This is a genomic window from Bradyrhizobium sp. S3.3.6 (assembly GCF_040546905.1).
GTDB lineage: Bacteria > Pseudomonadota > Alphaproteobacteria > Rhizobiales > Xanthobacteraceae > Bradyrhizobium > Bradyrhizobium cytisi.
The window spans coordinates 298784-321642 of sequence record NZ_JBEPOT010000008.1 but is presented as its reverse complement, the minus strand read 5'-3'; the positions used below and the strand labels follow the sequence as shown (position 1 = coordinate 321642).

Genomic DNA, 22859 nt, shown 5'->3' with positions numbered 1-22859 from the left:
CCCCAACTCGACAGGCGAGCGGCCTAAATTTGGAAATGAACTTGAAGATTCGTGCGGCCGTCCCGGCCGACAAGTCTTACTTTTTCTTCTTGGCTTTCTTGCCGCCCAGCATCGAAAGGCTGGTGTCGACGTCCTTTAGAGCGGACTGGAGCTTCTTCTTCTCGTCAGAGAGAAGCTTTTGCAGGGCCTTGCGGTCCTTGTCGCTCAGCGAGGTACCCTTGGTAAATTTGATGAAACCCATAATGACACTCCCCCGGTTGAAAATAATCGTCCAAATCAAAAACGCAGGAATAATCTTGCGCGGCAAGCGCCAAAGAATCAAGATGCAACTTGGTCATTCACAGCTCTTGCGAGTGAACCAGCGTTCGGCGTGGCTAACAGCCGGTCAAGCCGCCCGGCGGGCGAGCAGCCGGTCGAGTGGCGCATTGGGCTGCGTGATAGCGGCCCTCAGCAGCGCAACGAGATCCTCCATCCAGGCGCCGACCATGGCGCCGTCGAGCAGCTCGCCCTTGTAATTGGACGAACCTGTAATCCCGGTCAGGCGCTCCTTGAGCATCAGCGACAGCCAGGTCTGGTCGACCGGCAGTACCGGCTGGCCCTCGCGCGCGACATTTCCGATCGATCGCACTGCGACATCAGGCAGCTCGAGCGGCTGGCGCAGCGGATTTTGCAGCGTGAAATAGACCTGGAGCAGCGAAGCCGGATCGATGCCCTCCTGCTCCAGATGGTCGGCCAGGATGTTGAACGGCAGCTCCTGCCGGGCATGCGCCTCGAGCACGCTTTGGCGCACGCGGTCCAAGGCCTGCGTGAACGACAGATCCGGTGTAATTCGGCTGCGGACGATCACGGTGTTCTCGAACGGGCCCACGATCCCCTCGATGTCCGGCTGGGCGCGATTGGCCATGGCGGTCGCGACCGAGATGTCCGTGCGTCCGGTCCGCGCCAGCAGCAGGGCCTTCAGGCCAGTGAGCAGGCACATGAACAGCGTTGCGTTGTGCTGTCGCGCATAGGCGGTGAGGCGGGCGACCAGGTCGCGCTCCAGGCTGAGGGGATGATGGCCGGTCGACGCGCCCGGCCGCGCCTCACCGTCAAACAGGGGGGCTGAACCGCGCAATGCCTCGCTCCAGTCGAGGGCCTGGTGGCGGGCCGCCTCAGTGCCGCACCACCAGCGCTGCCAGCGTGCGACGTCGGAGAACGCGAGCGGCATCTTCGGCAAGGGCGCCGACGGATGGCCTGCCAGCGCGGCGTAGCGGTTGGACAGTTCCTCGAACAGCACGCCGATCGACCAGCCATCGGCGATGGCATGGTGCAGCGTCAGCAGCAGAATGTGATCCTCGGCGTGCAGCCGCAGCAGCCGCGCCCGCAGCAGCGGCGCCCGGGCGGCGTCGACAGGAGTATATGCCTCCTGCGCGATCAGGAGCTCGATCTTCCTGAGCTCGAGCGCCTTGCGGCGCTTGTTGTTGTGGGGCCGCCCGTCGCCGATGGTCTCGACGGTCAGAACCGGACCGAGCGCGGCGGGCGCGACGATCCGGCTGACCGGCTCCTCGCCATTCCAGTCGAACGCCGTGCGTAACGATTCGTGGCGGCGCACGATGTCGTCGATGGCCTGCGCCAGCCTGCGCGGATCGATCGGGCCTTCGAGGTGGAAAGCGAAGGGCAGGTTGAACAGCGGCAGATCGGGCAGGTTCTGCTCAATTCGCATCATCTGGTCCTGCGCGATCGACAGCGTGGGCGGTCCGCTGTCGGCGAGGCGTGGCACGCCGGCCGCGGGCTTTTGCGGTTTCGTGGTCACGGCCTCGTCGACCCGCCGGGCGAGCTCCTCGATCGTCGGCGCCTCGAAGATGGTCTTGATCGGCAGCGAGACCCCGAGCGCACGGGCCACGCGCGCCATGGCTTGGCCCGCGAGCAGCGAATGGCCGCCGAGGTCGAAGAAATTGTCGGTGACGCCGAGGCTCTCGACCTTCAGCAGATCGATCCAGATGTCGGACAGCACCTTTTCGGTGAAGCGGCGGGCCGGCACGGCGGCTTCCGTCCCTGCACTCTCTTGTGCCGGCGCTGGCAGGGCGGAGCGATCGAGCTTGCCGTGGGCATTGAGCGGAATCTGATCCAGGAACAGGAAGGCCGACGGGATGGCATGCACAGGCAGCCGGCTCTTGAGGAAGTCGCGCAGCTCGCTGGCGCTGATCCGGCTGCCCGATTTGGCTACGACATGGGCGATCAGCCTGACATCGCCATTGGCGTCGCGGCGCGGCTCGACGATGCCGGCGCGGACGCCTGCATGGTCGCCAAGCGCAGCCTCGATCTCCTTGAGCTCGATGCGATAGCCGCGGACCTTGACCTGAAGGTCGGCGCGGCCGAGGCATTCGATGGTCCCGTCGGCGCGGCGGCGGGCGAGGTCGCCGGTGCGGTACAGCCGGCTGCCTTGCGCGCGTGCGAACGGATCGGGGATGAAGCGCTGCCGGCTCTGGGCGGGATCGTTGATATAGCCGCGGCCGACGCCGGCGCCGCCGATGCAAAGCTCGCCGACCACGCCGATCGGCTGCGGCTCCAGACCATGATCGAGCACATAGATTTGGGTGTTGGGCAGCGGCGCGCCGACCGGGACATTGGTCGCCGCCGTGTCCGGCGCCCTGGTCAGCCGGTGCAGGGAAACGTCATCAGAACATTCCGAGGCGCCGTAGGCGTTGATCAGCGGCACCTTCGGGCAGCGGACGAACCAGGCGCGGCAGAGCTCGACGGGCAGTGGCTCGCCGGTCGAGATCAGCAGCCGCAGTTTCGCAAAGGCGCGCAGCATCGGTGCCTCGCCGAGGCGTTCGAGGATGACGCGGAGCAGCGAGGGGACGATCTCGAGCACCGTGATGCCCTCGCGTTCGATCTCCCGCGCCAGCAGGATCGGATCCTGCACGACCGAATTGCCGCAGACATGGACACGTGCGCCGACCATGGGAGCGGCGAGGAACTGCCAGACAGAGATCACAAAGCTCTGCGGTGCGGTCTGTGCGACCACGTCCTTGCCCGTGAGGCCGAGCTCGGCGATGAGCGACGCCAGATGGTTCGACAGCCCGCGCTGCTCGATCATGACGCCCTTCGGCGCACCGGAAGAACCGGACGTATAGATGAGATAGGCAAGGCTCGCGCTTGCGCGCCGTGCCGCGCGGGCCGGCTTGGTCGATTCCAGCGCCATCGCATCCTCGATCTCGGCGACCTGGATGCGCGCGACCAACGGCTCGAGCAGCGTGTCGACCATGGCGGACTGGGCGCGCCCCGTCAGCAGCACGCTTGCGCAGCTCGATCCGAGGATGGTTGCGAGCCTCGCGGGTGGCTGCTCGGGATCGAGGTTCAGGAAGGCCGCGCCCGCGCGTTGCACCGCGATCATCGCCGCGAGCAGGTCGGGCCCGCGATCGGCAAGCAGCGCGACCACGGTCTCGGTGCCGACGCCCTCGCGGGCAAGCCAGCGCGCGATCGCCTGGCTGCGGCGCGCCAGTTCGCGATAGCTCAGGGACAGAACTCCGTCGGATATCGCCACGGCGTTCGGCGTCTTCTTTGACTGCCGCTCGAAGCGTTCGCATAGATTTCCGCGCGTGGCGAAATTGGCAGGCCGGCCTTTCGTCGGCAACAGCCGGCGTTCCGCGTCGGTGAGCAGCGGCAGACGCGAGATGCGCTGCTCGGGATTGGTGATGGCGGCCTTGAGCAGGGTCTTGAACTGACCCGCCATGCCCTCGATCGTACCTGCGTCGAACAGATCGGTGGCGTATTCGAAGAAGCCGGTGAAGCGGCCCTCGGCCTCGACCAGCTCGAGCGTGATATCGAAGCGCGCGACTTCCGGGTCGATCTCCAGCCGCCGCGTCGACAGGCCGGGGAAGCGCGCCGCCTCGATCGACGCATTCTGGAGGATGAACATGATCCGGAACAGCGGATTGCCGTCGCTCCTTCGCGCGATCTGCAACGCGCGCAGGACTTCCTCGATCGGAAGATCCTGGTTGCGATAGGCATCGAGCGTGACCCGGCGCACCCGCCGCAGCATCTCGCCAAAGGTCGGGTCGCCACCGAAATCGTTGCGCAGGATCAGCGTATTGGCAAACAGCCCGATCAGCCGTTCGCTTTCGATCTGGTTGCGGTTCGCGATCAGCGAGCCCGTCGCGACATCCTCATGTCCGGTATGGCGGAACAGCAGGCACTGGAATACCGCGAGCAGCGCCATGAAGGGCGTCACGCCCTGGTCCTGGCTCAGTGCGCGAATGTCGGCCGAAAGGGTTCTTGAGAATTCGAAATAGTGACGGGCGCCGTGACCGCTCCAGACTTCCGGCCGCGGCCGGTCGGCCCGCAGCGGCAGCGTGGTGACGCCGTCGAGCTGGGTTCGCCAGTAATCGAGCTGCTCCTTCGCCATCGGTGTCTGCGCCCAGCTCAGCTGCCAGCGCGCAAAGTCGCGATATTGGAAGCCGGGCGAGGGCAGCATCGTCGTGCTCCCTTTGCGAGCGGGGGAATATCCGGCGGCGAGCGCCTCCCAGAACAGCCGCTGTGACCAGCCATCGGTGACGAGGTGATGGACATTGACCACCAGCGCATGGCTGGATTTGTCGAACGAAAGCAGCGTGACCTTCAGCGGTGGCTCGCGGGCGAGGTCAAACGGATATTGCGCCAGCTTGAGCGCCTCGCGCCTGACGACCTCAGCCCGCCGGTGCGGAGGGCAGGGTCTTAGCTTGATCCGCTCGAACCGCGGCGGTGCGTCAAGCACGCGCTGCACGGGCTCGCCCTCGCGTTCGACGAAGACCGAGCGCAGTGCCTCGTGGCGCGCGCAAATCGCACCGAGGCTCGCCTGGAGCGCAGCGATATCGACCTGCCCCTTGAGCAGCGCGACCTCGACCACGTTATAATTGTAGCGTGTCGGATCGAGCCGCGAGAGCACATACATCCGCTGCTGCTGGAACGACAGCGGCGCATCTCCTTCAGAAGCCGCCGGGCGCCAAGCCGGCAGCGTCGCATCCCGATGCGCCGTGGTCTCGAGCCGGGCTGCAAGAGCGCCGACCGTGGCGCAATCGAAAATGTCCTCGAACGAGAAGTCGACGTTGAAGCGCTCGCGCAGGCGCGAGCGCATCTGCGTGACCGCGAGCGAGTCCGCGCCGAGCGCAAAGACATCCTGATCGACGCCTACTTTCGGAAGCTCCAGAAGATTGGCCCAGATCTCCGCGAGCTGGGTCTCCAGCGCGTTGCGCGGCAGCTGCGTCTCGTCGTCATCATGGGACGCCGAAATCAGGTCGGCCAGCGCGTTGCGCTTGACCTTGCCGCTGGCGCCTTTCGGCAGCGCCGCCACGCTGCGGATCAGGCTTGGCACCTTGTAGGCGGCGAGACGTTTGCGCGCGAACTGGCGCAACTGGTCGGAGGTCGCCTCGGAATTGTCCCGCAGCACCACGACGGCGGCGACGTTCTCGCCGAGTTTTGCGTGGGGAACGGCAAAGACGCCGGCTTCCAGCACCGCAGGGTGCGCCAGCAGAACCTCTTCCACCTCCAGCGGCGACACCTTCTGGCCGCCGCGGTTGATGACGTCCTTGATGCGGCCGACGATGAAGAGATAGCCGTCGGCATCGAGATAGCCGAGATCGCCGGTCCGGAACCAGCCGTCGCGAAACGCGGCCTGCGTCGCCGCCTCGTCATTATAATAGCCGCGGCTCATGTTCGCTCCGCGCAGCATGATCTCGCCACGCTCGCCGCTTGCAAGCGCGCGGCCTGTCTCGTCCATGATGGCGATCTCAGGACCTGCGGCACGGCCGACCGATCCGATCTTGCGCAGCTCGAACGGATTGGCGGCAATCTGCGAGGCCGCTTCAGTCATGCCGTAGGTTTCCAGCACGGGCACGCCGAACATCGTCTCCAGCCCGTTCAGGATCGCGGGCGCAAGCGAGGACGAGGCCGAGCGGATTACGCGCAGCGATGACGCGCGGGCGCGCTCCGGGTTGGCTTCCGCGGCCGTCAGCAGGGCGCGGTGAATGGTCGGCACCGCCGTGTACCAGGTCGGTTGCAGGTCCCGCATCCAGCCGAAGAAGGACGGTGCGTCGAAACCGCCGGTCGCGATCACGCTGGAGCCCGCGGCGAGCGCGGTCAGGAGACCGGAGATCAGGCCATGGGCGTGAAACAGCGGCAAGGCATTCAGCAGGCGATCGTGCGATGTGAGCGACAGCACGCGGCCGGCATTTTGCGCCGAGAGACACACATTGCGATGCGTGAGCGGTACCATTTTGGGCCGCGCTGCTGTGCCTGACGTCAGCAGGATGAAGGCATCATCCTCGGCACTCGCGGCGCCGTTCGCGCAGGCCGGACCGATCGTCGGTCCGATGAACGCACAGCCGCCGAGATCCGTCTCAGGTCCCGGAACGAAGTCGATCATCGCGATATCAAGCGCCCTGGCGACGTCGCGACTCGGCGAGTTCATATCGGCCCGGGTGACCAGCGCCGTCAGCTTCAATTCGCTGAAATAACGTTGCAGCTCATCCGCCGTCAGGTCCGGGTTGACGGGGACGCAGGCACAGCTTGATGCCACCGCGATGAGAGCCAGCGCGCTGTCGGCCCCGCGCGGCAGCGCAACGGCAATCCGGTCGCCAGGTGCAACGCCGAGCCCGCGCAGCGTTTGGACGAGATGCGCGATCCTGGCGCCGAGCGCACCATAATTCAGAGGCGGCCGGCCAGGGGCGAGCAGGGCGGGCGCCGCCGGCATCGTTCGCGCATGGAAGGCGAGAAGGCCGCCGATATGGGCAAACGTATTGGTTTCGGCGCCCGCGTCTGCCGATCCCTCTCCCGCCCCGGACGCAATCTCCGACAATGCCATTCCCTTTTGATCTGATTGGGCTATTCTTCCCAAGAGTTAGGGAACGCGTCCAGTCCGAGGTGAAGTTTTGGTCCCAAAATCTGTGGTTGAGGGACCTTAAGCCTTTCGGCGGGGGGAGTGTCGGGCGGGATCACCATGCTGGAGAAAGAGCCGGGGACGGATGTCGGGTTGAAGCGCTGGCTCGAAGGCATCGGTCTCGGCCACTACACCGATCTGTTCGCGCAACACCGCCTCGATCTCGATGTCATGGGGGACCTGACCGAGGCTGATCTTGCCGAGCTCGGATTGCCGCTTGGCGATCGCAAGCGGCTGCGGCGGGCGACCGCGTCGCTGTTCCAGGCCGAGACGGCGGAGGCGCCGGCCGCGCCGGCGCACCCGCCGACCCGCACCGAGGTCGGTGCCGAGCGGCGTCAGCTCACTACCATGTTCTGCGACATGGTCGATTCCACCGCGCTCTCCGCCCAGTTCGATCCGGAAGACGTGCGCGACATGATCGCGAGCTTTCGCGAGACCTGCGTGCGCGTGGTCAAGCATTACGAGGGTTTTGCCGCCCGCTTCGTCGGCGACGGCATTCTGGTCTATTTCGGCTATCCGACCGCGCATGAGGACGACGCCGAGCGTTCGGTGCGCGCCGGGCTCGAGATCGTGCGGGTGCTCTCGACGGCGCGTGCGATCGAGCCGCGCGGCGCGCTCAGCCACGCGCCCGCCGTCCGTATCGGGATCGCGACCGGCCTCGTCGTGGTCGGCGACCTCGTCGGCCAGGGCACCGAAGAGCGCGATTCCGCGGTCGGCGAAACCGTCAATCTGGCCGCGCGCCTGCAGGCGCTGGCGCCGCCCAACGGCGTGGTGATCTCCTCCTCGACGCAGTCGTTGCTGAAGGGGAAGTTCGATTACCGCAATCTCGGCGCCCACGCGCTGAAGGGCATCTCGGAGAAGACCCAGGCCTGGCACGTCGTGCGCGCCACGCGGGTGGAGACCCGCTTTGCGGCCGCCATGGGCACGCGCCTGACCCCGCTCGTCAACCGCGAGGAGGAAATCGCGCTGCTGATGGGACGCTGGCAGCAGGTCAAGGAGGGCGACGGCCAGGTCGTCGTCAAGTTCGGCGAGCCCGGCATCGGCAAGTCGCGCATCATCCAGGAGATTTTTGAGCGGATCGCGGGCGACCGCCACGGACAGGTTTCGTTCCAGTGCTCGCCTTATTACACCTCCACCGCCTTCTATCCGTTCGTCGAGCAGCTCAAGTTTTCCCTCGGCCTCGATCGCGAGGATGTGTCCGCGCTGTCGCTGGCAAGCCTGGAGAATGCAATTGCCGCCGCGCACGGCGATATCGAGCAGGTCGCGCCGCTGTTTGCCGCGCTACTGTCGATCCCGACCGGCGAGCGCTATCCGCCGCTCGACCTGTCGCCGCAGCAGCAGAAGGACGCGACCGTCGCGGCACTGGTCAATCACTTCCTGGGCCTCGCGCGCGAGATGCCGCTGGTGATGGCCTTTGAGGATCTGCACTGGATCGATCCGACCTCCCGCGAGGTGGTCGACCTCGTCGTCGACCGGGTGCAGAACCGGCCGATCCTTGCGATCATCACCGCGCGCTCCGAATTCCAGCCGAGCTGGAACGCGCATTCGCACATTACCACTCTCGTGCTGAACCGGCTCAGCCGGCCGTTGCGCGCGACGCTGGTCGAGCGTGTCGCCGGGCGCGAGCTACCCAAGGAGGTCATCGAGGAGATCATCGTCAAGACCGACGGCGTGCCGCTGTTCCTGGAGGAGCTGACCAAGACGGTTCTCGAGTCCGACCTCCTGACCGAGCGGCATGGCCGCTACGTTCTGTCGGGCCCGTGGCGGCAACTCGCGATCCCGGCGACGCTGACGGACTCGCTGATGGCGCGTCTCGACCGGATGGGGCCGTTCAAGCGGATCGCGCAGATCGGCGCCACGATCGGCCGCGAGTTCTCCTACGAGACCCTGCATGCGGTCGCCAACACGCCTGCGGAGCAGATCGAAGCGGCGCTGACGCATCTGGAGGAGGCGGGCCTGATCATGCGGCGCGGCCATCCGCCGGACGCGCTCTACTCCTTCAAGCACGTGATGATCCAGAACGCGGCGCATGCCAGCCTCTTGCACAGCGAGCGACGCAAGCTGCATGCCAGCATCGCCCAGGTGCTCGCCGAGATGTATCCGGAGAAGACCGAGCGCGAGCCGGAGCTGCTGGCCCACCATCTCACCGAGTCCGGCCAGAGCGAGGGCGCGGCGAGCTTCTGGCTCAAGGCCGGCAAGCAGGCGGCCAAGAGCGGCGCCAATCTCGAGGCCATCGGCCATCTGCGCCGCGGCTTGAGCGTGGTGCAGGCCAATGCCCGCATGCAGGGCGCCGACGAGATGGAGCTCGAGGTGCGCATCGCGCTCGGCAACGCGCTGATCGCCGCCAAGGGCTACGCGGTGCAAGAGGTCGAGGAGAACTACATCCGCGCCCTCGAGCTCGGCCAGCAGCTCGACGACGACGAGAAGGCTTTTGCCGCCACCCGCGGGCTCTGGGTCTGCCATTTCATCCGCGCCGATCTCACCCGCGCGCATGATCTCAGCGTCGAGCTGTTGAAATTCGCCAAGCGCGAGCGGCTCAACGAACGGGCGCAGCCGGCGCAGCAGACCGGCTATCTGATCGAGGCGCACCGCTCGATCGCGATGACCATGCTCTATCGCGGGCGCTTCGCCGCCGCGCAGCATCATCTGCACCGCTGCATCAATCTCTACAGCCCCGATTTGCACTCCGACCTGATGGAGCGGCACGGCACCGATCCCGGCGTCGTCTCGCTGTCCTACCTCGGCTATCTCCTGTGGTTCCTCGGCCAGCCTGACGCGGCGCGGCAGCACAGCGAGCAGGCGATCCTGCATGCGGAGAAGATCCGCCATCCCTTCTCGCTCGCCTTTGCGTTGGTGTTCGGCGCCTATCTCTGCCAGCATCTGCGCGATATCGAGGGCACGCGCGACCACGCCAACCGCGCCATGATCATCGCCACCGAGCACAATTTCCTGCACTGGAAGCAGCAGGCCACGATCCTGCGCGGCTGGGCGCTGGCGCAGCTCGGCGAGGCCGACGAGGGCATCAGCCAGATGCGGTTCGGCCTCGACGAATACGAGGCGATGGATTCCTGGCTCGCCGGCTGCTGGTTCCGCTGCCTGCTGGCGGAGGCCTATGCCAAGGTCGGCATGCGCGATGCCGCCTTGCGCGCGCTGGACGGTGCGCTTGCGACCGCAAGACGGACCGGCGATCACTCCTATCTGGCGGAAGTCTATCGCCTGCAAGGCGAGATCACCCTGTCGGACGGCAATCCGACTTCGGTGCAGGAGGCCGAAGATTTGTTCGAACTGTCGCTCGAGACCGCGCGCAAGCAGGGCGCGTTGTCCTGGGAGCTCAGAACTGCCGTCAGCCTCGCACGGCTGTCGCACGACGCCGGCAAGCGCGAACACGCCAGTCTGTTGCTCGTGCCGATCGTCGGCAAGTTCAACGAGGGATTCCTGACGCCGGACCTGAAGCTGGCCATGCAGCTCGTGCACGAGATCGGTGGCGACACACCGGCTCGTCAGGCCGATCCGGTGAAATGAGCGATCTGCCCGCCGCCCGTGCGCGCTACGTCGAGCTGATTGCGAAGCGGGAACGACTCTCCTCGCCGCGCCTGCTTGCAGCCCTGGCGGCGGTGCCGCGCGAAAATTTTCTGGCGAAGGGGCCCTGGCGCATCAAGAGCGAGACGGCGCGCAAATACCGACTGACGCCCGACGCCGACCCCGTCCATCTCTACGACAATGTGCTGGTTGCGATCGACGCGCGCCGTAAGCTCGACACCGGACTGCCGAGCCTGTGGGCGCACTTCATCGATTTGCTCGGCGTCGGGGAGAAGGATCGCGTGGTCCAGATCGGTTGCGGGCTCGGCTATTTCTCGGCGATCCTCTCAGAGATCGTTGGCCCGAACGGCAGGGTGCATGCGATCGAGTGTGACGAGCGGCTCGCGGTGCGTGCCGCGACCTGTCTTCGTGCCTATCGGAATGTCGAGGTTATCAACAGCGACGGCTGCCTCAATATCAGCGAGCCCGCTGACATCATCATCGTGCATGCCGGCTTCTCGCATCCGCAACCGCTCTGGCTTCAATCGCTCCGCCCGCACGGCCGCCTGCTGGTGCCGCTGACGCAGCGGGACCGCGAAGGTGCCGCCCTCAAGATCACACGCAAGGGCAAGGGATTCGAGGCCGAGGCGGTGCAGCAGATCCGGATCTTTCCCGGCCAGGGCCGCGGGGGGACGGCGCTTGACGATCGCGTCGCCGATTGGTGGCAGCGCGCATCGTCACTGGCGCCGCTACGCTTTCGCGGCATCGCGCAGGGGCTGCCGTCGGATGGCTAACGATTCGTTTCATTTTACCTTGATTACGAATCGAAGTTTCCAACGTCTTCCGTCGCTTGTATGAGTCTGTTTCGATGGCCATTTGAGCACGTATCATGCATTCCGTTGCCCTGCTGACTGCTAGCTATGCCAAGGATATCGAGCGCTTCTCGCTGCTGAGCGAGAGCATCGACACCTGGTTGACGGGTTACACGCGGCATTATGTTCTCGTTAACGATGAGGACGTGCCGCTGTTCGAGCGGTTTGCGTCCGACAAGCGCGTCATCGTTCCGGCCTCGCGTTACCTGCCGAAATGGCTGTGGGCGTTGCCGCCGTCGCTCCAGTTCATCAGCAATCGCCGTGTCTGGCTGTCGCTGCTGTCATCGCCTGTCCATGGCTGGCACATCCAGCAGATCCTGAAGATCGCCGGCGTGCTCAATGGACCCGAGCAGCGCGTCTGTATTCTCGACTCGGACAATCTGTTCTTCCGCGAGTTCGACGTCGGCCAATATGCCGGTGCGGAGAAAACGCCGCTGTTCGTCACGCGCAAGGGAATCGACGCCGACCATCCCCTGCATGTGCTGTGGCTCCGCACCGTCGATCAGCTTCTCGGTATCAAGGAGCGCGCCTTCCCGGCGGACGATTATGTCGGCAACGCGCTGGTCTGGGACAAGGACGCCGCGCGCGCGATGACCGGCGCCATCAAGTCGGCGACGGGCCTCAGCTGGGCCTTGGCGCTGTGCCGGAAGAAGAAATTCTCCGAGTACCTGCTGTATGGAAACTTCGTCGCGAACTCGCCGGAACATCTGGCGGCACACCGAGTGAGCGAAGACAGTATCGCCGTCTCGCACTGGGACGACACCCGCCTCGATCGCGCGGCGATCGAAGCCTTGATGGCCGCCGCATCGCCAGAGCAGGTCGCGCTCTGCATCCAGTCCTATTCGTCGACCTCGATTGACGACATCCGCGACGTCTTCCGCCTGAATTCGCGCGACCGCCGCGGTCCCAGCCTGTCTCCCGACCACATGGGCGACACGACCGCTTTCGAGACGCCCAAAACCGGCTAAAGCATGATCCGGAAAAGTGTGCAGCGGTTTTCCGAAAAGATCATGCTTAGGCAAAGCCTCACAGGTCCTTCGTGAACTTGCTGATGACGTCCATGAACGGCTTCGGCTTGAACTCGCCGTCGAGCGGCAGCGGGCGGTTCGGCTGCTTGTCGCTGCGGGCGAAGGTGCCGTTGATCCAGCTGTAACGATCGGAGATGCCCCAGGTCAGGATCGAGCGTGCCGGTCCGCTGGTCGCAATCGCCGTCAGCAGATCGTCGACACGCTTGGCGACGATGGCATCGCGCTCCGAAGCACTTCCCGTCAGCTTCTGATCGTCGACGTCGAGCTCGGTGACGTAGACCTCCAGGCCCCACGCGCGGAGCTCGGTGACAAACTCGGCGAGCCCATGGGTGTCGATCTCGAGCTCGGCATGCAGATGCGATTGCAGTCCGACCGCGTGCAGGGGCGCGCCCTGGTCGAGCAGATTCATGATGAGGTTGCGGTAGGCGGCGCGCTTGGCGATGAACGAGTCCTTCGCCGACTCGATATCGTATTCGTTGATCGCGAGCTTGACGTAGGGATCGGCCGCGGCAGCGGCGCGGAAGGCGAGCGGAATCCAGCGGTCGCCGAGATGCTGCGTCCAGAACGTGTCGCGCCGGTCGGTGACGCTTTTGGGATTGTCAGGGATGGGCTCGTTGACGACGTCCCACGAGGTCAGCTTGTCCTTGTAGTAGGAGACGACGGTGTTGATGTGATCGACATAGGCGCGCTCGACGCCTTTCGAATCCTTGATCTGCTTGGTCCAGTCCGGAATGTCGTGATACCAGGCGAGCGCGTGGCCGCGCATGGTCAGGTCGTTCTTCTGGGCGAAATCATAGATGGCATCGGCGCGCTCGAAGGCGAACGTGTGCGCGTCCGGCCGCAGCATCGGCCATTTCAGTTCGAGCACCGGCACCACCTGCGTACAATAGGTGCTGATGGCCTCGCCGAGCCGCGGATCAGCCTGCAGGTCCCAGAGCGTGGCGGCGGCGCCATAGCCCGGACGGCGCTGCGCAAGTTTCGACACCGGAAGTGCTGACGCCGATACGCCCGCTGCGAGCGTTGCGGCGCTGCCGAGGAGAAATTCGCGTCTGTCGAGCTTCATCACGTGGCGGCCGCCCTTTCGGAACCAACGCGCCAATGTACCAAGCGGCGCCTTGCGACGCCGCGGTTTCCTGTTGTTGGGTTAACTTTCGCGAACGGTCTTGTCAGCGCGCCTGACGCTGCACCGCCTCAGCGATCCCGTAATAGTGAAGCGCGCCCTTTTCGAGCGTCAGATTGTCCATCACATAATCGCGAGGTGCGAAGTCGGCCGCGCTGACCTGCGACCAGAAGCCGCTCCAGCCGGCGACGAAGCCGTTCGCGTCCATGAACGTGCGGCCGCAACGTGCGTCGAAATAGGGCACCGACGACACGCCGCCTTCGTATCTCACCTTGTCCGGAAAATACTCCGGATCCTGCCACGGCCCGCCGCGATTCCACGCGAACACGGGCACGCCGCTCGACAGCGCCTGCTGACAGGCGATGCCCTGGCTCTCATGCTCGCAGAGGAACACCATGCTGCGGCAGCGCGCCAGCGCCGCCTTGTAGTCGTCTTCCTTGTAGTGACCGTAGCGGATCACCTCGACCGAGCGGCCGCTGGCTTCGAGATGCCGGCGGATCGGTTCGATCAGCTCGCTCCCGTAGCGCTCGTGCTCCCAGCGCACCTTGTCATAGAGCAGCACATCGACGCTCTTCTGCTCGGCGGCGGTCTCGGTCCACACATCGGTTTCGATGCCGACCGGCCAGACCTCGACATGCGGCCAGTACGGCCGGCACATCTCCGCGTACCAGTCGCAGGGCACCAAAATCGTCTTCTTGTGCAAGTCTTTCAGATGCTCCGGTGCATCCACGGGGTGGTTGTACATGGCGACCCCCAGCAAAAGCGGGTTTTGCCAGGCGAACCAGTCGAGCACGAAGGGACGCCCGATGATGCAGGCGAGCTCGTCCGGATGCTTGCGGATGTAGCCGTAGTCGTTGACGCGATAGCGGATCCCGACCCGGTCGAGCCCGGCACGGAGATTGAGGAACACGCGCCGCTGGCCGCTGATCCAGGACTTGCCGAGCAGCATCCGCCGCAGCAGCGGCCGGATGTGGCGGTCGCCCGGAAACCAGCGGTCGTCCCGCTCCTCGAAGAACAGGTTGAGCGTCATCCGCTCGTCCCGGTCGGCGGGGGCGGCCGGGACCAGAGACGCATCCGTCCCGCCATGGGGCACGGAGGCGGGGTTTGCCCGCACACGCTCGGCAACGTCCATGTCAGTCACGTCCATATTAAGAGAAAGCCGGGCGACGCCTTGAAATCATGGTTTCTTTTCGGTGATCGGGTCGGTCCGTACAAGGACAGGGCAAATTTAACGCTAACGCGCGAAACCGGGGAGGCCACCCCATTCGGCGGCCGTTCTGCAGACTTAAATGACTATCCTGGGAGATGCTGCGGCGCAGTCCGATCGTCAAGCCTTCGATCGTCAAGCCAAAGTCCAACTGATTAACGGCCGCTCGATTTCAAGGCCGCCGGTGCCGTGCACGCATGCTGAATCGCCATTTCTCCATCTATCTCGTTGCCTACATCCTGCCCGCGGCGGTGGGCTTCTTCGCGGTCACCGCCTACACGCGGCTGCTGACGCCGGCGGAGTACGGCGTCTATGTCGTCGGCATCAGCATTGCCGGCATTCTGGGGGCGATCTTCTTCGCCTGGATCAAGCTGTCGGTGTCACGCTACCAGGCGATGTCGTCGGAGGTTGATTTTCGCGGCACGGCGATGGTCGCATTCGCGCTGACGGTCGTTGCCATGTGCGCCGCGACCCCGCTGGTGTTCCTGTTCCGCGGCGATGTCAGCGTCGAGCTGGTGCTCGCCAGCATGTTCGTCGCGATCATGTCGAATGCGGTCGATGTCGGCCAGGAGTTCGAGCGTGCCAAATTGCGCCCCTATCGCTTCGCGGCGATCTCGATCGTGCGCAGCGTGTCGAGCGTGGGCTTCGGCCTGCTCGGGATCTGGCTTGGCTGGGGCGGCATGGGCCTGCTCGCGGCGTTCGGCCTGGGCTCGCTGACCGGCATCATTCTCAACCTCGTTGGCGATCGCACGAAGATCGCGCGCTTTCAGCGCAGCCAGTTCATGCAGCTGGCGCGCTACGGCCTGCCGCTAACGCTGGCCGGGCTCTCGGTTGCGCTCTACTCGACCAGCGACCGGCTCATCGTCGCCTGGCTGCTCGGCAGGGACGCCGCCGGTATTTTTGGCGTCGCCGCCGATCTGCCGCGCCAGTTCATGGTCATGATCGCCTCCAGCGTCGCCGCAGCCACCGTGCCACTGGTGTTTCGTTCGTTGTCGGAAAAGAACAACGAGACGACGCGGGAGCGCTTGACCGAGAGTCTCGAGCTGCTGCTCGTCGTCGTCGCACCCGTCGCGGTCTGGCTTGCGCTCGCATCCGACCAGGTCGCGGGCACGCTCGTCGGCGTCGATTTCCGCGCCGGCGTGTCGGCACTGTTGCCGACGCTGGTGCTCGCCCGCTTCTTCGGCATCGCGAACCAATTCTACGTGCAGATCAGCTTCCAGCTCGCCGAGCGGCCGTTCATGCTGGCGGCGCAGTCGTTCCTCACCTTGGTTGTGAGTGTGGCGTTGATGATCGCACTGGTAGCGGGCTACGGCCTCTACGGTGCGGCGCTGGCGACGCTGGCGACCGAGGCAATCGGCTTCGTTGTCGCTGTCACGCTGATGCACCGCGCCCATCCCGTGCCGTTCGACCTCAACCGGCTTGCCGGCGTCGCGGCATCGGCAGCAGTGATGGCGGCTGCGATCCTCATCGCACGCGCACAGGTCGGCGGCACCGGCCTCGTGTCGCTGATCGTCGTGAGTGTTGCGGGCGGCCTCGCCTACACCGCCGCCGCGTGGCTGCTGAATGTCGCGAATGTGCGGACGTTGTCGCTCCAGTTCCTGCGGACTTTCAACCGGAAGGCGCTCGGCGTCTAGCCGCGGGCCGACGCCGCCCGCCCGCATCGTCGGAACAGGAGGGTAGCCCGCATCTGATTGCAATCGCGGTGGGCCGTACTGTCCCGGGAAATTCGGGGGTGGATGTTGGATATTGGATTGTGCAATACTGCTCGGCAGGACATTCGCGCTCGAATCAATAAGAGAGTGTTTGGAAGCGCGACCTCAGAGCCACTGCCGAAGGCGTTCGTGCGCGGGAAGCGTGCCGTCCTGGGCGGGCATTTTCAGAAAGCAGACTAGATATGGCTCAAAGGATGCCGGAAATCCGTGCATTGGCGCAACTGCTCGGCCGTTATCGCGAGCCCGACAGTACGCGCGGCGTCCTCGAACTGGCAGTCACGGCAGTGCCGTTGCTGGCCATCTGGGCTCTGGCCTGGAATGCTTTTGACAATGGCTATTGGCTTGGCTTGCTGCTCGAGGTGCCCGCAGCCGGCTTGCTCGTCCGCCTCTTCATGATCCAGCACGATTGCGGACACGGCTCGTTCTTCCGCAGCCGGGTCGTGAACGACTGGGTCGGCCGGGCCATCGGTGTCGTGACACTGACGCCTTACGATTATTGGCGGCATAATCATGCGCACCATCATGCGAGCTCCGGCAATCTCGATCACAGGGGTCTTGGCGACATCGATACGTTGACCGTCCGCGAGTTTCTCGCGCAATCTCGATGGCGTCGGATGCTCTATCGTCTCTACCGGCATCCCATGGTGATGTTTGGCGTCGGTCCTTCATATTTGTTCATCCTGAAGCACCGATTGCCGGTCGGGAGGATGCGCGGCGGCTGGAAGCCCTGGTTGAGCACGATGGGCACAAATGCTGCCATCGCGGTTCTCGTCGCCGCGATGATCCGCCTGGTGGGCTATGGGCCGTTCCTGCTTGTGCATCTGCCGATCATAATTCTGGCGGCGTCGATCGGTGTCTGGCTGTTCTACGTTCAGCACCAGTTCGAGGACACGTACTGGTCCCATGACGAAGGCTGGAGTTTTCACGAGGCTGCGCTGCATGGCAGTTCCCACTACCATTTGCCGACTGTCTTGCGATGGTTCACGGCCAATATCGGCATCCACCACATCCACCATCTCAGCAGCAGAATTCCCTGCTATCGACTGCCGGATGTGTTGCGGGATCATCCGCAGCTCGCTGGCGTCGGACGAATGACCCTGCTCCAGAGTCTGCGGTCTGTGCCGCTGGTCTTATGGGATGAGGAGCGCCTGCGGCTCGTCTCCTTTGCGGAGGTAAGAGCCCGGTCCATGCCCGATCTGCCCGTGATCGCGGACTGTTGTAACCTGTAGCCGGCACCCACCGGCGTTGCCGCGCGGTGCCTATTTCTCGTCACGGAAATTTCTGCAAACGCGATAGGCCACCGGCTTTTACATTTTGCGGTAGCGGCAGCCGGAGCCATGCCTTGCCGAGCTTGTCAATCAAAGCCCGTTCTGCTCAGTAGGAGTTTGAAATTGCGCAGCAATATGCGCATGCATCTATCGACTAAAGTCGAAATTCAGCGAGGAAACAAACAATGCGCAAGCTCACTTTGGCCATTGCCGTGATCGTCCCGATGCTTGGTCATGCAGCGTCGGCCGAGGACAGCCTCAAGATCGGCTACATCGATCCGCTCTCCGGCGGCGGCGCCAGTGTCGGCGAGGGTGGCTTGAAGACATTCCAGTATCTGGCCGACGAGCTCAACGTGAAGGGCGGCATCCTCGGCCACAAGATCGAGATCGTCCCGCTCGACAACAAGACCAATCCGCAAGAGAGCCTGGTTCAGGCCCAGAAGGCGATCGACGCCGGGGTTCACTACATCACCCAGGGCAACGGCTCGTCCGTGGGCGCGGCGCTGTCGGACTTCGTCACCAAGAACAACTCGCGCAATCCCGGCAAGGAAGTCCTGTACTTCAACTACGCCGCCGTCGATCCGAGCCTGACCAACGAGAAGTGCAGCTACTGGCATTTCCGCTGGGATGCGAGCTCCGACATCAAGATGGAAGCGCTGACCAACTACATGAAGGACACCGCCTCCATCAAGAAGGTGTACCTGATCAACCAGGACTATTCGTTCGGCCAGTCCGTTCGCACCGATGCGCGCAAGATGCTCGGAGCCAAGCGGCCCGACATCCAGATCGTCGGCGACGAGCTGCATCCGCTGCTGAAGGTCACGGACTTCTCGCCCTACATCGCCAAGATCAAGGCGTCCGGCGCCGATAGCGTCGTCACCGGCAATTGGGGCCAGGATTTCGCGCTGCTGCTCAAGGCCGCAGCCGATGCCGGGCTGAAGGTCAACTGGTACACTTATTATGCCGGCGGCGCCGGTGGCCCGACCGCCATCAAGCAGACCGGTCTCGATGGGCAAGTCTTCCAGATCACCGAAGGCTTTGCCAACTCCGGCAACAAGGTCGCGATGGACTACGAGAAGGCCTTCCGCGCCAAGGTGAACCTGTCGCTGTGGTATCCGCGTGCGGTCAACGAGATGCGGATGTTCAAGGCCGCGGCCGAGAAGGCCAACTCGATCGACCCCGTGAAGGTGGCGGCGGCGCTCGAGGACCTGAAGTTCGATGTCCTGGACGGTGGCCAGGGCATCATGCGCAAGGACGATCATCAGTTCTTGCAGCCGATCTACATCTCCTCGTTCGGCAAGCTGACCGAGAGCGAGCCGTTCGACGAGGAGAGCACCGGTTGGGGTTGGCATCTGGTCTCCAGGATCGACACGCCGCAGGCCATGGTCTCCACGACCTGCAAGATGGCGCGGCCGTAATCAGGGAATACGTCGCCTTTCCGCGGCCGCTATCGGTCGCGAGAAGGCGGCCGGAATGCATTTGATCGGTTGGGCGATGTTCACCGGGACCAGCGAGCCCCGGATACCCATGAGTGCGCTGTGCTTGAACTCATTGTCATTTCGACCCTGAACGGTGTGCTGTTCGGCATGCTGCTCTTCCTGTTGTCGAGCGGGCTGACCGTCATCTTCAGCATGATGGGCGTGCTAAACTTCGCCCATGCCAGCTTCTACATGCTCGGCGCCTTCTTCGGCTTCCAGCTCACGAAGTGGATCGGCTTCTGGCCGGCGCTGGTGGTAGCGCCGCTGCTGGTTGGTGGGATTGGCATGGCGGTGGAGCGCTACGGCTTGCGCAACACGCACAAGCACGGCCATGTCGCCGAGCTGCTGCTGACGTTTGGTCTCGCCTTTGCGATCGAAGAGATCGTCTCGATGATCTGGGGCAAGAGCCCGCTCGACTACCGCGTGCCGGCGCTGCTGGATTTCCCGGCCTTCACCATCTTCTCGACCAACTATCCCGCCTACAAGATCTTCATGCTGGCCGTGTCGGTCATCATTTTCGTGGCGCTGCTGATCGTGCTGAAACGCACCCGCGTCGGTCTCATCGTTCAGGCGGCGCTGACGCATCCGCACATGGTCGGGCATCTCGGCCATAATGTCGGGCGCGTCTTCATGGCGGTGTTCGGGGTCGGTAGCGCGCTCGCCGCCCTTGCCGGCGTCATTGCAGGTCCCGCCCTGGTGACCCAGTCCGACATGGCGGCCTCGCTCGGACCCATCCTGTTCGTGGTTATCGTGTTCGGCGGCCTCGGCTCCTTGCCGGGGGCATTCATCGCGTCGCTCGTCATCGGGCTGGTGCAGACCTTCGCAGTGGCGCTCGATGGCTCGCTGGCGAGCGCCTTCGGACCGCTCGATCCGTCGGCAGGACCGTCCGTCCTCACCGACATCTGGAACGTCACGATCGCGCAGGTCGCACCGATCGTTCCGTACCTTCTGCTGGTGGTCATTCTGATCGTACGCCCCATGGGCCTGATGGGGACGCGCGAATCATGACCACGGCTACGACTTCGACCTCCAAGGCGGCGGCAGATGCTGCCGGCGGAAGCCTGCGCTTCTACGGCGTCTGGCTGATCGGCATCGTCGTGCTGATCGTCCTGCCGATGATCTTCTCGTCGGGCGGCTCGCTGACATCCTTCAGCCTGATCGGCATCGCGATCGTGTTCGCGCTGTCCTACAACATCCTGCTCGGCCAGACCGGCCTGTTGTCGTTCGGTCACGCCGTGCATTACGGCCTCGGCGGCTTCGCGGCCTGCCACATGATGAATGCGGTGGTGTCGCATGGCTGGCCGATCCCGCTGCCGTTCATTCCGCTGTTCGGCGGGCTAGGCGGCCTCGTGTTTGCGATGATCATCGGCTGGGTCATGACCAAGCGCGCCGGCACGGTGTTTGCGATGATCTCGCTCGGCATCGGCGAATTGGTGGCGTCCTCATCGCTGATCCTGCGCTCGGTGTTCGGCGGCGAGTCCGGCATCACCACGGACCGCACCGCGCTGTCGAAAATGCTCGGCTGGTCGTTCGGGCCGCAGCTTCAAGTCTATTATCTCATCGCCTTCTGGCTGGTGTTGTCGGCGATCGCGATGTATGCGATGACCCGCACGCCGCTCGGGCGGATCTGCAACGCGGTCCGCGACAATCCGGAGCGTGTCCAGTTCATCGGCTACGATCCGCACGTCGTTCGTTACATCGCGTTCTGCTTCGCCGGCTTCTTCGCCGGCATCGCCGGAGGTCTTGCTGCGATCAATTTCGAGATCGCGAACTCCGCCTATCTCGGCGCGATCCAGTCGGGTCTCGTGCTGTTCTCGACCTTTATCGGCGGCACTGCGTTTTTCTTCGGCCCGATCCTCGGCGCGATCCTGGTCACTTATCTCCAGCTCGGGCTGACCAACCTCACCACGGCCTGGCAGCTCTATTTCGGCATCATCTTCATCGGCATCGTGATGTATGCGCCGGGCGGCATTGCCGGCCTGTTGATGATGCATCGGCCGCTGATCCGCGCCGGGACGCTATGGACGGTGATCCCGTCCTATCTCGTTGCGATCGTGCCGACGGTCGCGCTCGCTTGCGGCGTGATCCTGGCCATCGAGACCGTCGCACGTTTCTCCGGCGGCGACGCAATCAACCTGTTCGGCATCGCCTTCAATCCGACATCGCCGGTGACATGGATCGCGGCGGCGGTCCTCGTTGTCGGGGGCTTCGTCGTCGCGCGGCTGACCTGGCGGCGGATCGCGGAGGCGTGGGACCGCGCCGGCACGGTGGCGCGGGAGCGGGGGTATCTCGCATGAGCGGAGCGGTATCTGGAAAGGGCGCAGCCGTCGAAGTCCGCGCTGTCGAGAAGCGTTTTGGCAATGTCGGCATCATCCGCGACCTCAATCTCAGCGTTGCCGAGGGTGAGCGTCACGCCATCATCGGCCCGAACGGCGCCGGCAAATCAACCACGTTCAACCTGATCAGCGGCCACATCGCCCCGACCTCGGGCGAGGTGAAGCTGAATGGCGATGTGATCTCCGGCCTGCGGCCATTCGAGATCAACCGCCGCGGCCTGTCGCGCTCGTTCCAGGTCACCAACGTGTTCGCGCGCATGACGGTCTGGGAGAACGTGCGCTGTGCCGTGCTGTGGGCCACGGGGCATCGCTACGCGTTCTGGAAGAACGTCGACAGCCTGCCTGAGGTGCGCGAGCGCACGGCTCGGATCCTCGACGACATTCATCTGACGCATCGGCGTGACGTGCCGGCGGGTTTGTTGACCTATGCCGAGCAGCGCGAGCTCGAGATCGGCATCACCATCGCGAGCGGGGCCACCGTCGTCATGCTCGACGAGCCGACCGCCGGGATGAGCCACGCCGAGACCGAGCGCGCCGTGTCGCTGATCCGGCGGCTGACCGAGGGCAAGACGCTCGTGATCGTCGAGCACGACATGAGCGTCGTGTTCGGCCTCGCCGACCGCATCTCGGTGCTGGTCTATGGCCACATCATCGCATCGGGCACGCCGGAAGAGATCCGGCGCGATCCGAAGGTCAAGGAAGCCTATCTCGGCGAGGAAGCGCACTGATGCTCGAGGTCAGAGATCTCCACGCCTATTACGGCAAGAGCCACATTCTTCAGGGCGTCGACCTCGATGTCGGTGCCGGCGAGGTCGTGAGCCTGCTCGGCCGCAATGGCGTCGGCCGCTCCACCACGGTCAAGGCGATCATGGGCGAGGTCGCCCCGCAAGGCACGATCCGCTTCAAGGGCAAGGACATCGCGGGCCTGCCCAGCTACAAGATCGCCCACCTCGGGCTCGGCTATGTGCCCGAGCATCGCGACATCTTCCCGAGCCTGACGGTTCGCCAGAACCTGCTGCTCGGCATCAAGGACACGCGCCGTCCCGGCAAATGGCGGCTGCAGGACATGCTCGACATGTTCCCCAATCTCGCCGCGCGTGCCGATACGGCCGCGGGCGTGCTGTCCGGCGGCGAGAAGCAGATGCTGACGACGTGCCGGACGCTGATGGGCGATCCCGATCTGATCATGATCGACGAGCCCACCGAGGGCCTCGCGCCGCTGATCGTGCAGCAGGTCGGCGATCTCATCGCGCGGATAGCGCAGGCCGGCGTCGCCATCCTCCTCGTCGAGCAAAAACTGTCGATCGCGATGCGCATCTCCAGGCGCGTCTACATCATGGGCCACGGCCGCGTGGTGTTCGAAGGCACGCCGGAAGAGCTCAAGGCCAATGCCGCCGTGCGGCAGGAATGGCTCGAGGTCTGAC

Annotated in this window: 14 protein-coding genes; 10 read left to right on the top strand and 4 right to left on the bottom strand. The window is 64.6% G+C overall.

All coding sequences use genetic code 11. The features are described 5' to 3' along the window. Window positions 1-76: 76 nt before the first annotated feature. The gene (locus ABID59_RS23995; RefSeq protein WP_187435087.1) at window positions 77-241 is read right to left on the bottom strand and encodes a hypothetical protein; all 165 of its coding nucleotides are present in this window, start codon (window positions 239-241) and stop codon (window positions 77-79) included. A 144-nt stretch (window positions 242-385) separates the two neighbouring features. Further along, a complete protein-coding gene (locus tag ABID59_RS23990) occupies window positions 386-6820 on the bottom strand; it encodes a non-ribosomal peptide synthetase (protein WP_354085018.1) in 6435 nt (2144 codons plus the stop codon). Window positions 6821-6955: 135 nt separating this feature from the next. Here ABID59_RS23990 and ABID59_RS23985 point away from each other — a divergent pair, with 135 nt between their 5' ends. The 3 genes from ABID59_RS23985 (at window position 6956) to ABID59_RS23975 (ending at window position 12254) form a co-directional block, all read left to right on the top strand. Next, window positions 6956-10417, top strand: coding sequence for an ATP-binding protein (locus tag ABID59_RS23985; RefSeq protein WP_354085017.1), 3462 nt, complete (start codon window positions 6956-6958; stop codon window positions 10415-10417). Next, on the top strand, window positions 10414-11208 hold the full coding sequence (locus tag ABID59_RS23980) for a protein-L-isoaspartate O-methyltransferase family protein (RefSeq protein WP_354085016.1): 795 nt from the start codon (window positions 10414-10416) through the stop codon (window positions 11206-11208). The genes ABID59_RS23985 and ABID59_RS23980 overlap by 4 nt, the downstream gene beginning before the upstream one ends. A 95-nt stretch (window positions 11209-11303) precedes the next feature. Next, a complete protein-coding gene (locus ABID59_RS23975) occupies window positions 11304-12254 on the top strand; it encodes a DUF6492 family protein (protein WP_148753327.1) in 951 nt (316 codons plus the stop codon). Window positions 12255-12312: 58 nt separating this feature from the next. Here the strand turns inward: ABID59_RS23975 and ABID59_RS23970 are convergent, their stop codons facing one another. Both ABID59_RS23970 and ABID59_RS23965 read right to left on the bottom strand, forming a co-directional pair. Then, a complete protein-coding gene (locus ABID59_RS23970; RefSeq protein WP_354085015.1) occupies window positions 12313-13380 on the bottom strand; it encodes an endo-1,4-beta-xylanase in 1068 nt (355 codons plus the stop codon). Window positions 13381-13480: 100 nt separating this feature from the next. Further along, a complete protein-coding gene (locus ABID59_RS23965; protein WP_354085014.1) occupies window positions 13481-14566 on the bottom strand; it encodes a glycosyltransferase family 1 protein in 1086 nt (361 codons plus the stop codon). A 272-nt stretch (window positions 14567-14838) separates the two neighbouring features. On the opposite strand from ABID59_RS23965, the gene ABID59_RS23960 reads away from it, so the two are divergent. The 7 genes from ABID59_RS23960 (at window position 14839) to ABID59_RS23930 (ending at window position 22858) form a co-directional block, all read left to right on the top strand. Further along, window positions 14839-16275: a lipopolysaccharide biosynthesis protein gene (locus ABID59_RS23960; protein WP_354085013.1), complete on the top strand. Its 1437-nt coding sequence runs from the start codon at window positions 14839-14841 to the stop codon at window positions 16273-16275. Between the two features lie 260 nt (window positions 16276-16535). Continuing rightward, window positions 16536-17582: a fatty acid desaturase gene (locus tag ABID59_RS23955; protein ID WP_354085012.1), complete on the top strand. Its 1047-nt coding sequence runs from the start codon at window positions 16536-16538 to the stop codon at window positions 17580-17582. A gap of 224 nt (window positions 17583-17806) precedes the next feature. Then, window positions 17807-19039, top strand: coding sequence for a branched-chain amino acid ABC transporter substrate-binding protein (locus ABID59_RS23950; protein WP_354085011.1), 1233 nt, complete (start codon window positions 17807-17809; stop codon window positions 19037-19039). A gap of 120 nt (window positions 19040-19159) precedes the next feature. After that, a complete protein-coding gene (locus ABID59_RS23945; protein WP_354085010.1) occupies window positions 19160-20107 on the top strand; it encodes a branched-chain amino acid ABC transporter permease in 948 nt (315 codons plus the stop codon). Further along, window positions 20104-21396 carry a branched-chain amino acid ABC transporter permease gene (locus tag ABID59_RS23940; protein WP_354085009.1) on the top strand — a complete coding sequence of 431 codons (1293 nt, stop codon included), beginning with the start codon at window positions 20104-20106 and terminating at the stop codon, window positions 21394-21396. Before ABID59_RS23945 ends, ABID59_RS23940 begins: the two co-directional genes overlap by 4 nt. After that, window positions 21393-22163 carry an ABC transporter ATP-binding protein gene (locus ABID59_RS23935; protein WP_354085008.1) on the top strand — a complete coding sequence of 257 codons (771 nt, stop codon included), beginning with the start codon at window positions 21393-21395 and terminating at the stop codon, window positions 22161-22163. The genes ABID59_RS23940 and ABID59_RS23935 overlap by 4 nt, the downstream gene beginning before the upstream one ends. Then, the gene (locus ABID59_RS23930; protein ID WP_354034764.1) at window positions 22163-22858 is read left to right on the top strand and encodes an ABC transporter ATP-binding protein; all 696 of its coding nucleotides are present in this window, start codon (window positions 22163-22165) and stop codon (window positions 22856-22858) included. Before ABID59_RS23935 ends, ABID59_RS23930 begins: the two co-directional genes overlap by 1 nt. The last annotated feature ends 1 nt before the right edge of the window (window position 22859 follow it).

Excerpts from the sequence above, each read along its gene's own strand:
- ABID59_RS23995 (WP_187435087.1), bottom strand. The coding sequence starts at position 241 with ATGGGTTTCATCAAATTTACCAAGGGTACCTCGCTGAGCGACAAGGAC.
- ABID59_RS23990 (WP_354085018.1), bottom strand. The coding sequence starts at position 6,820 with ATGGCATTGTCGGAGATTGCGTCCGGGGCGGGAGAGGGATCGGCAGAC.
- ABID59_RS23985 (WP_354085017.1), top strand. The coding sequence starts at position 6,956 with ATGCTGGAGAAAGAGCCGGGGACGGATGTCGGGTTGAAGCGCTGGCTC.
- ABID59_RS23980 (WP_354085016.1), top strand. The coding sequence starts at position 10,414 with ATGAGCGATCTGCCCGCCGCCCGTGCGCGCTACGTCGAGCTGATTGCG.
- ABID59_RS23975 (WP_148753327.1), top strand. The coding sequence starts at position 11,304 with ATGCATTCCGTTGCCCTGCTGACTGCTAGCTATGCCAAGGATATCGAG.
- ABID59_RS23965 (WP_354085014.1), bottom strand. The coding sequence starts at position 14,566 with ATGGACGTTGCCGAGCGTGTGCGGGCAAACCCCGCCTCCGTGCCCCAT.
- ABID59_RS23960 (WP_354085013.1), top strand. The coding sequence starts at position 14,839 with ATGCTGAATCGCCATTTCTCCATCTATCTCGTTGCCTACATCCTGCCC.
- ABID59_RS23955 (WP_354085012.1), top strand. The coding sequence starts at position 16,536 with ATGGCTCAAAGGATGCCGGAAATCCGTGCATTGGCGCAACTGCTCGGC.
- ABID59_RS23950 (WP_354085011.1), top strand. The coding sequence starts at position 17,807 with ATGCGCAAGCTCACTTTGGCCATTGCCGTGATCGTCCCGATGCTTGGT.
- ABID59_RS23940 (WP_354085009.1), top strand. The coding sequence starts at position 20,104 with ATGACCACGGCTACGACTTCGACCTCCAAGGCGGCGGCAGATGCTGCC.
- ABID59_RS23935 (WP_354085008.1), top strand. The coding sequence starts at position 21,393 with ATGAGCGGAGCGGTATCTGGAAAGGGCGCAGCCGTCGAAGTCCGCGCT.
- ABID59_RS23930 (WP_354034764.1), top strand. The coding sequence starts at position 22,163 with ATGCTCGAGGTCAGAGATCTCCACGCCTATTACGGCAAGAGCCACATT.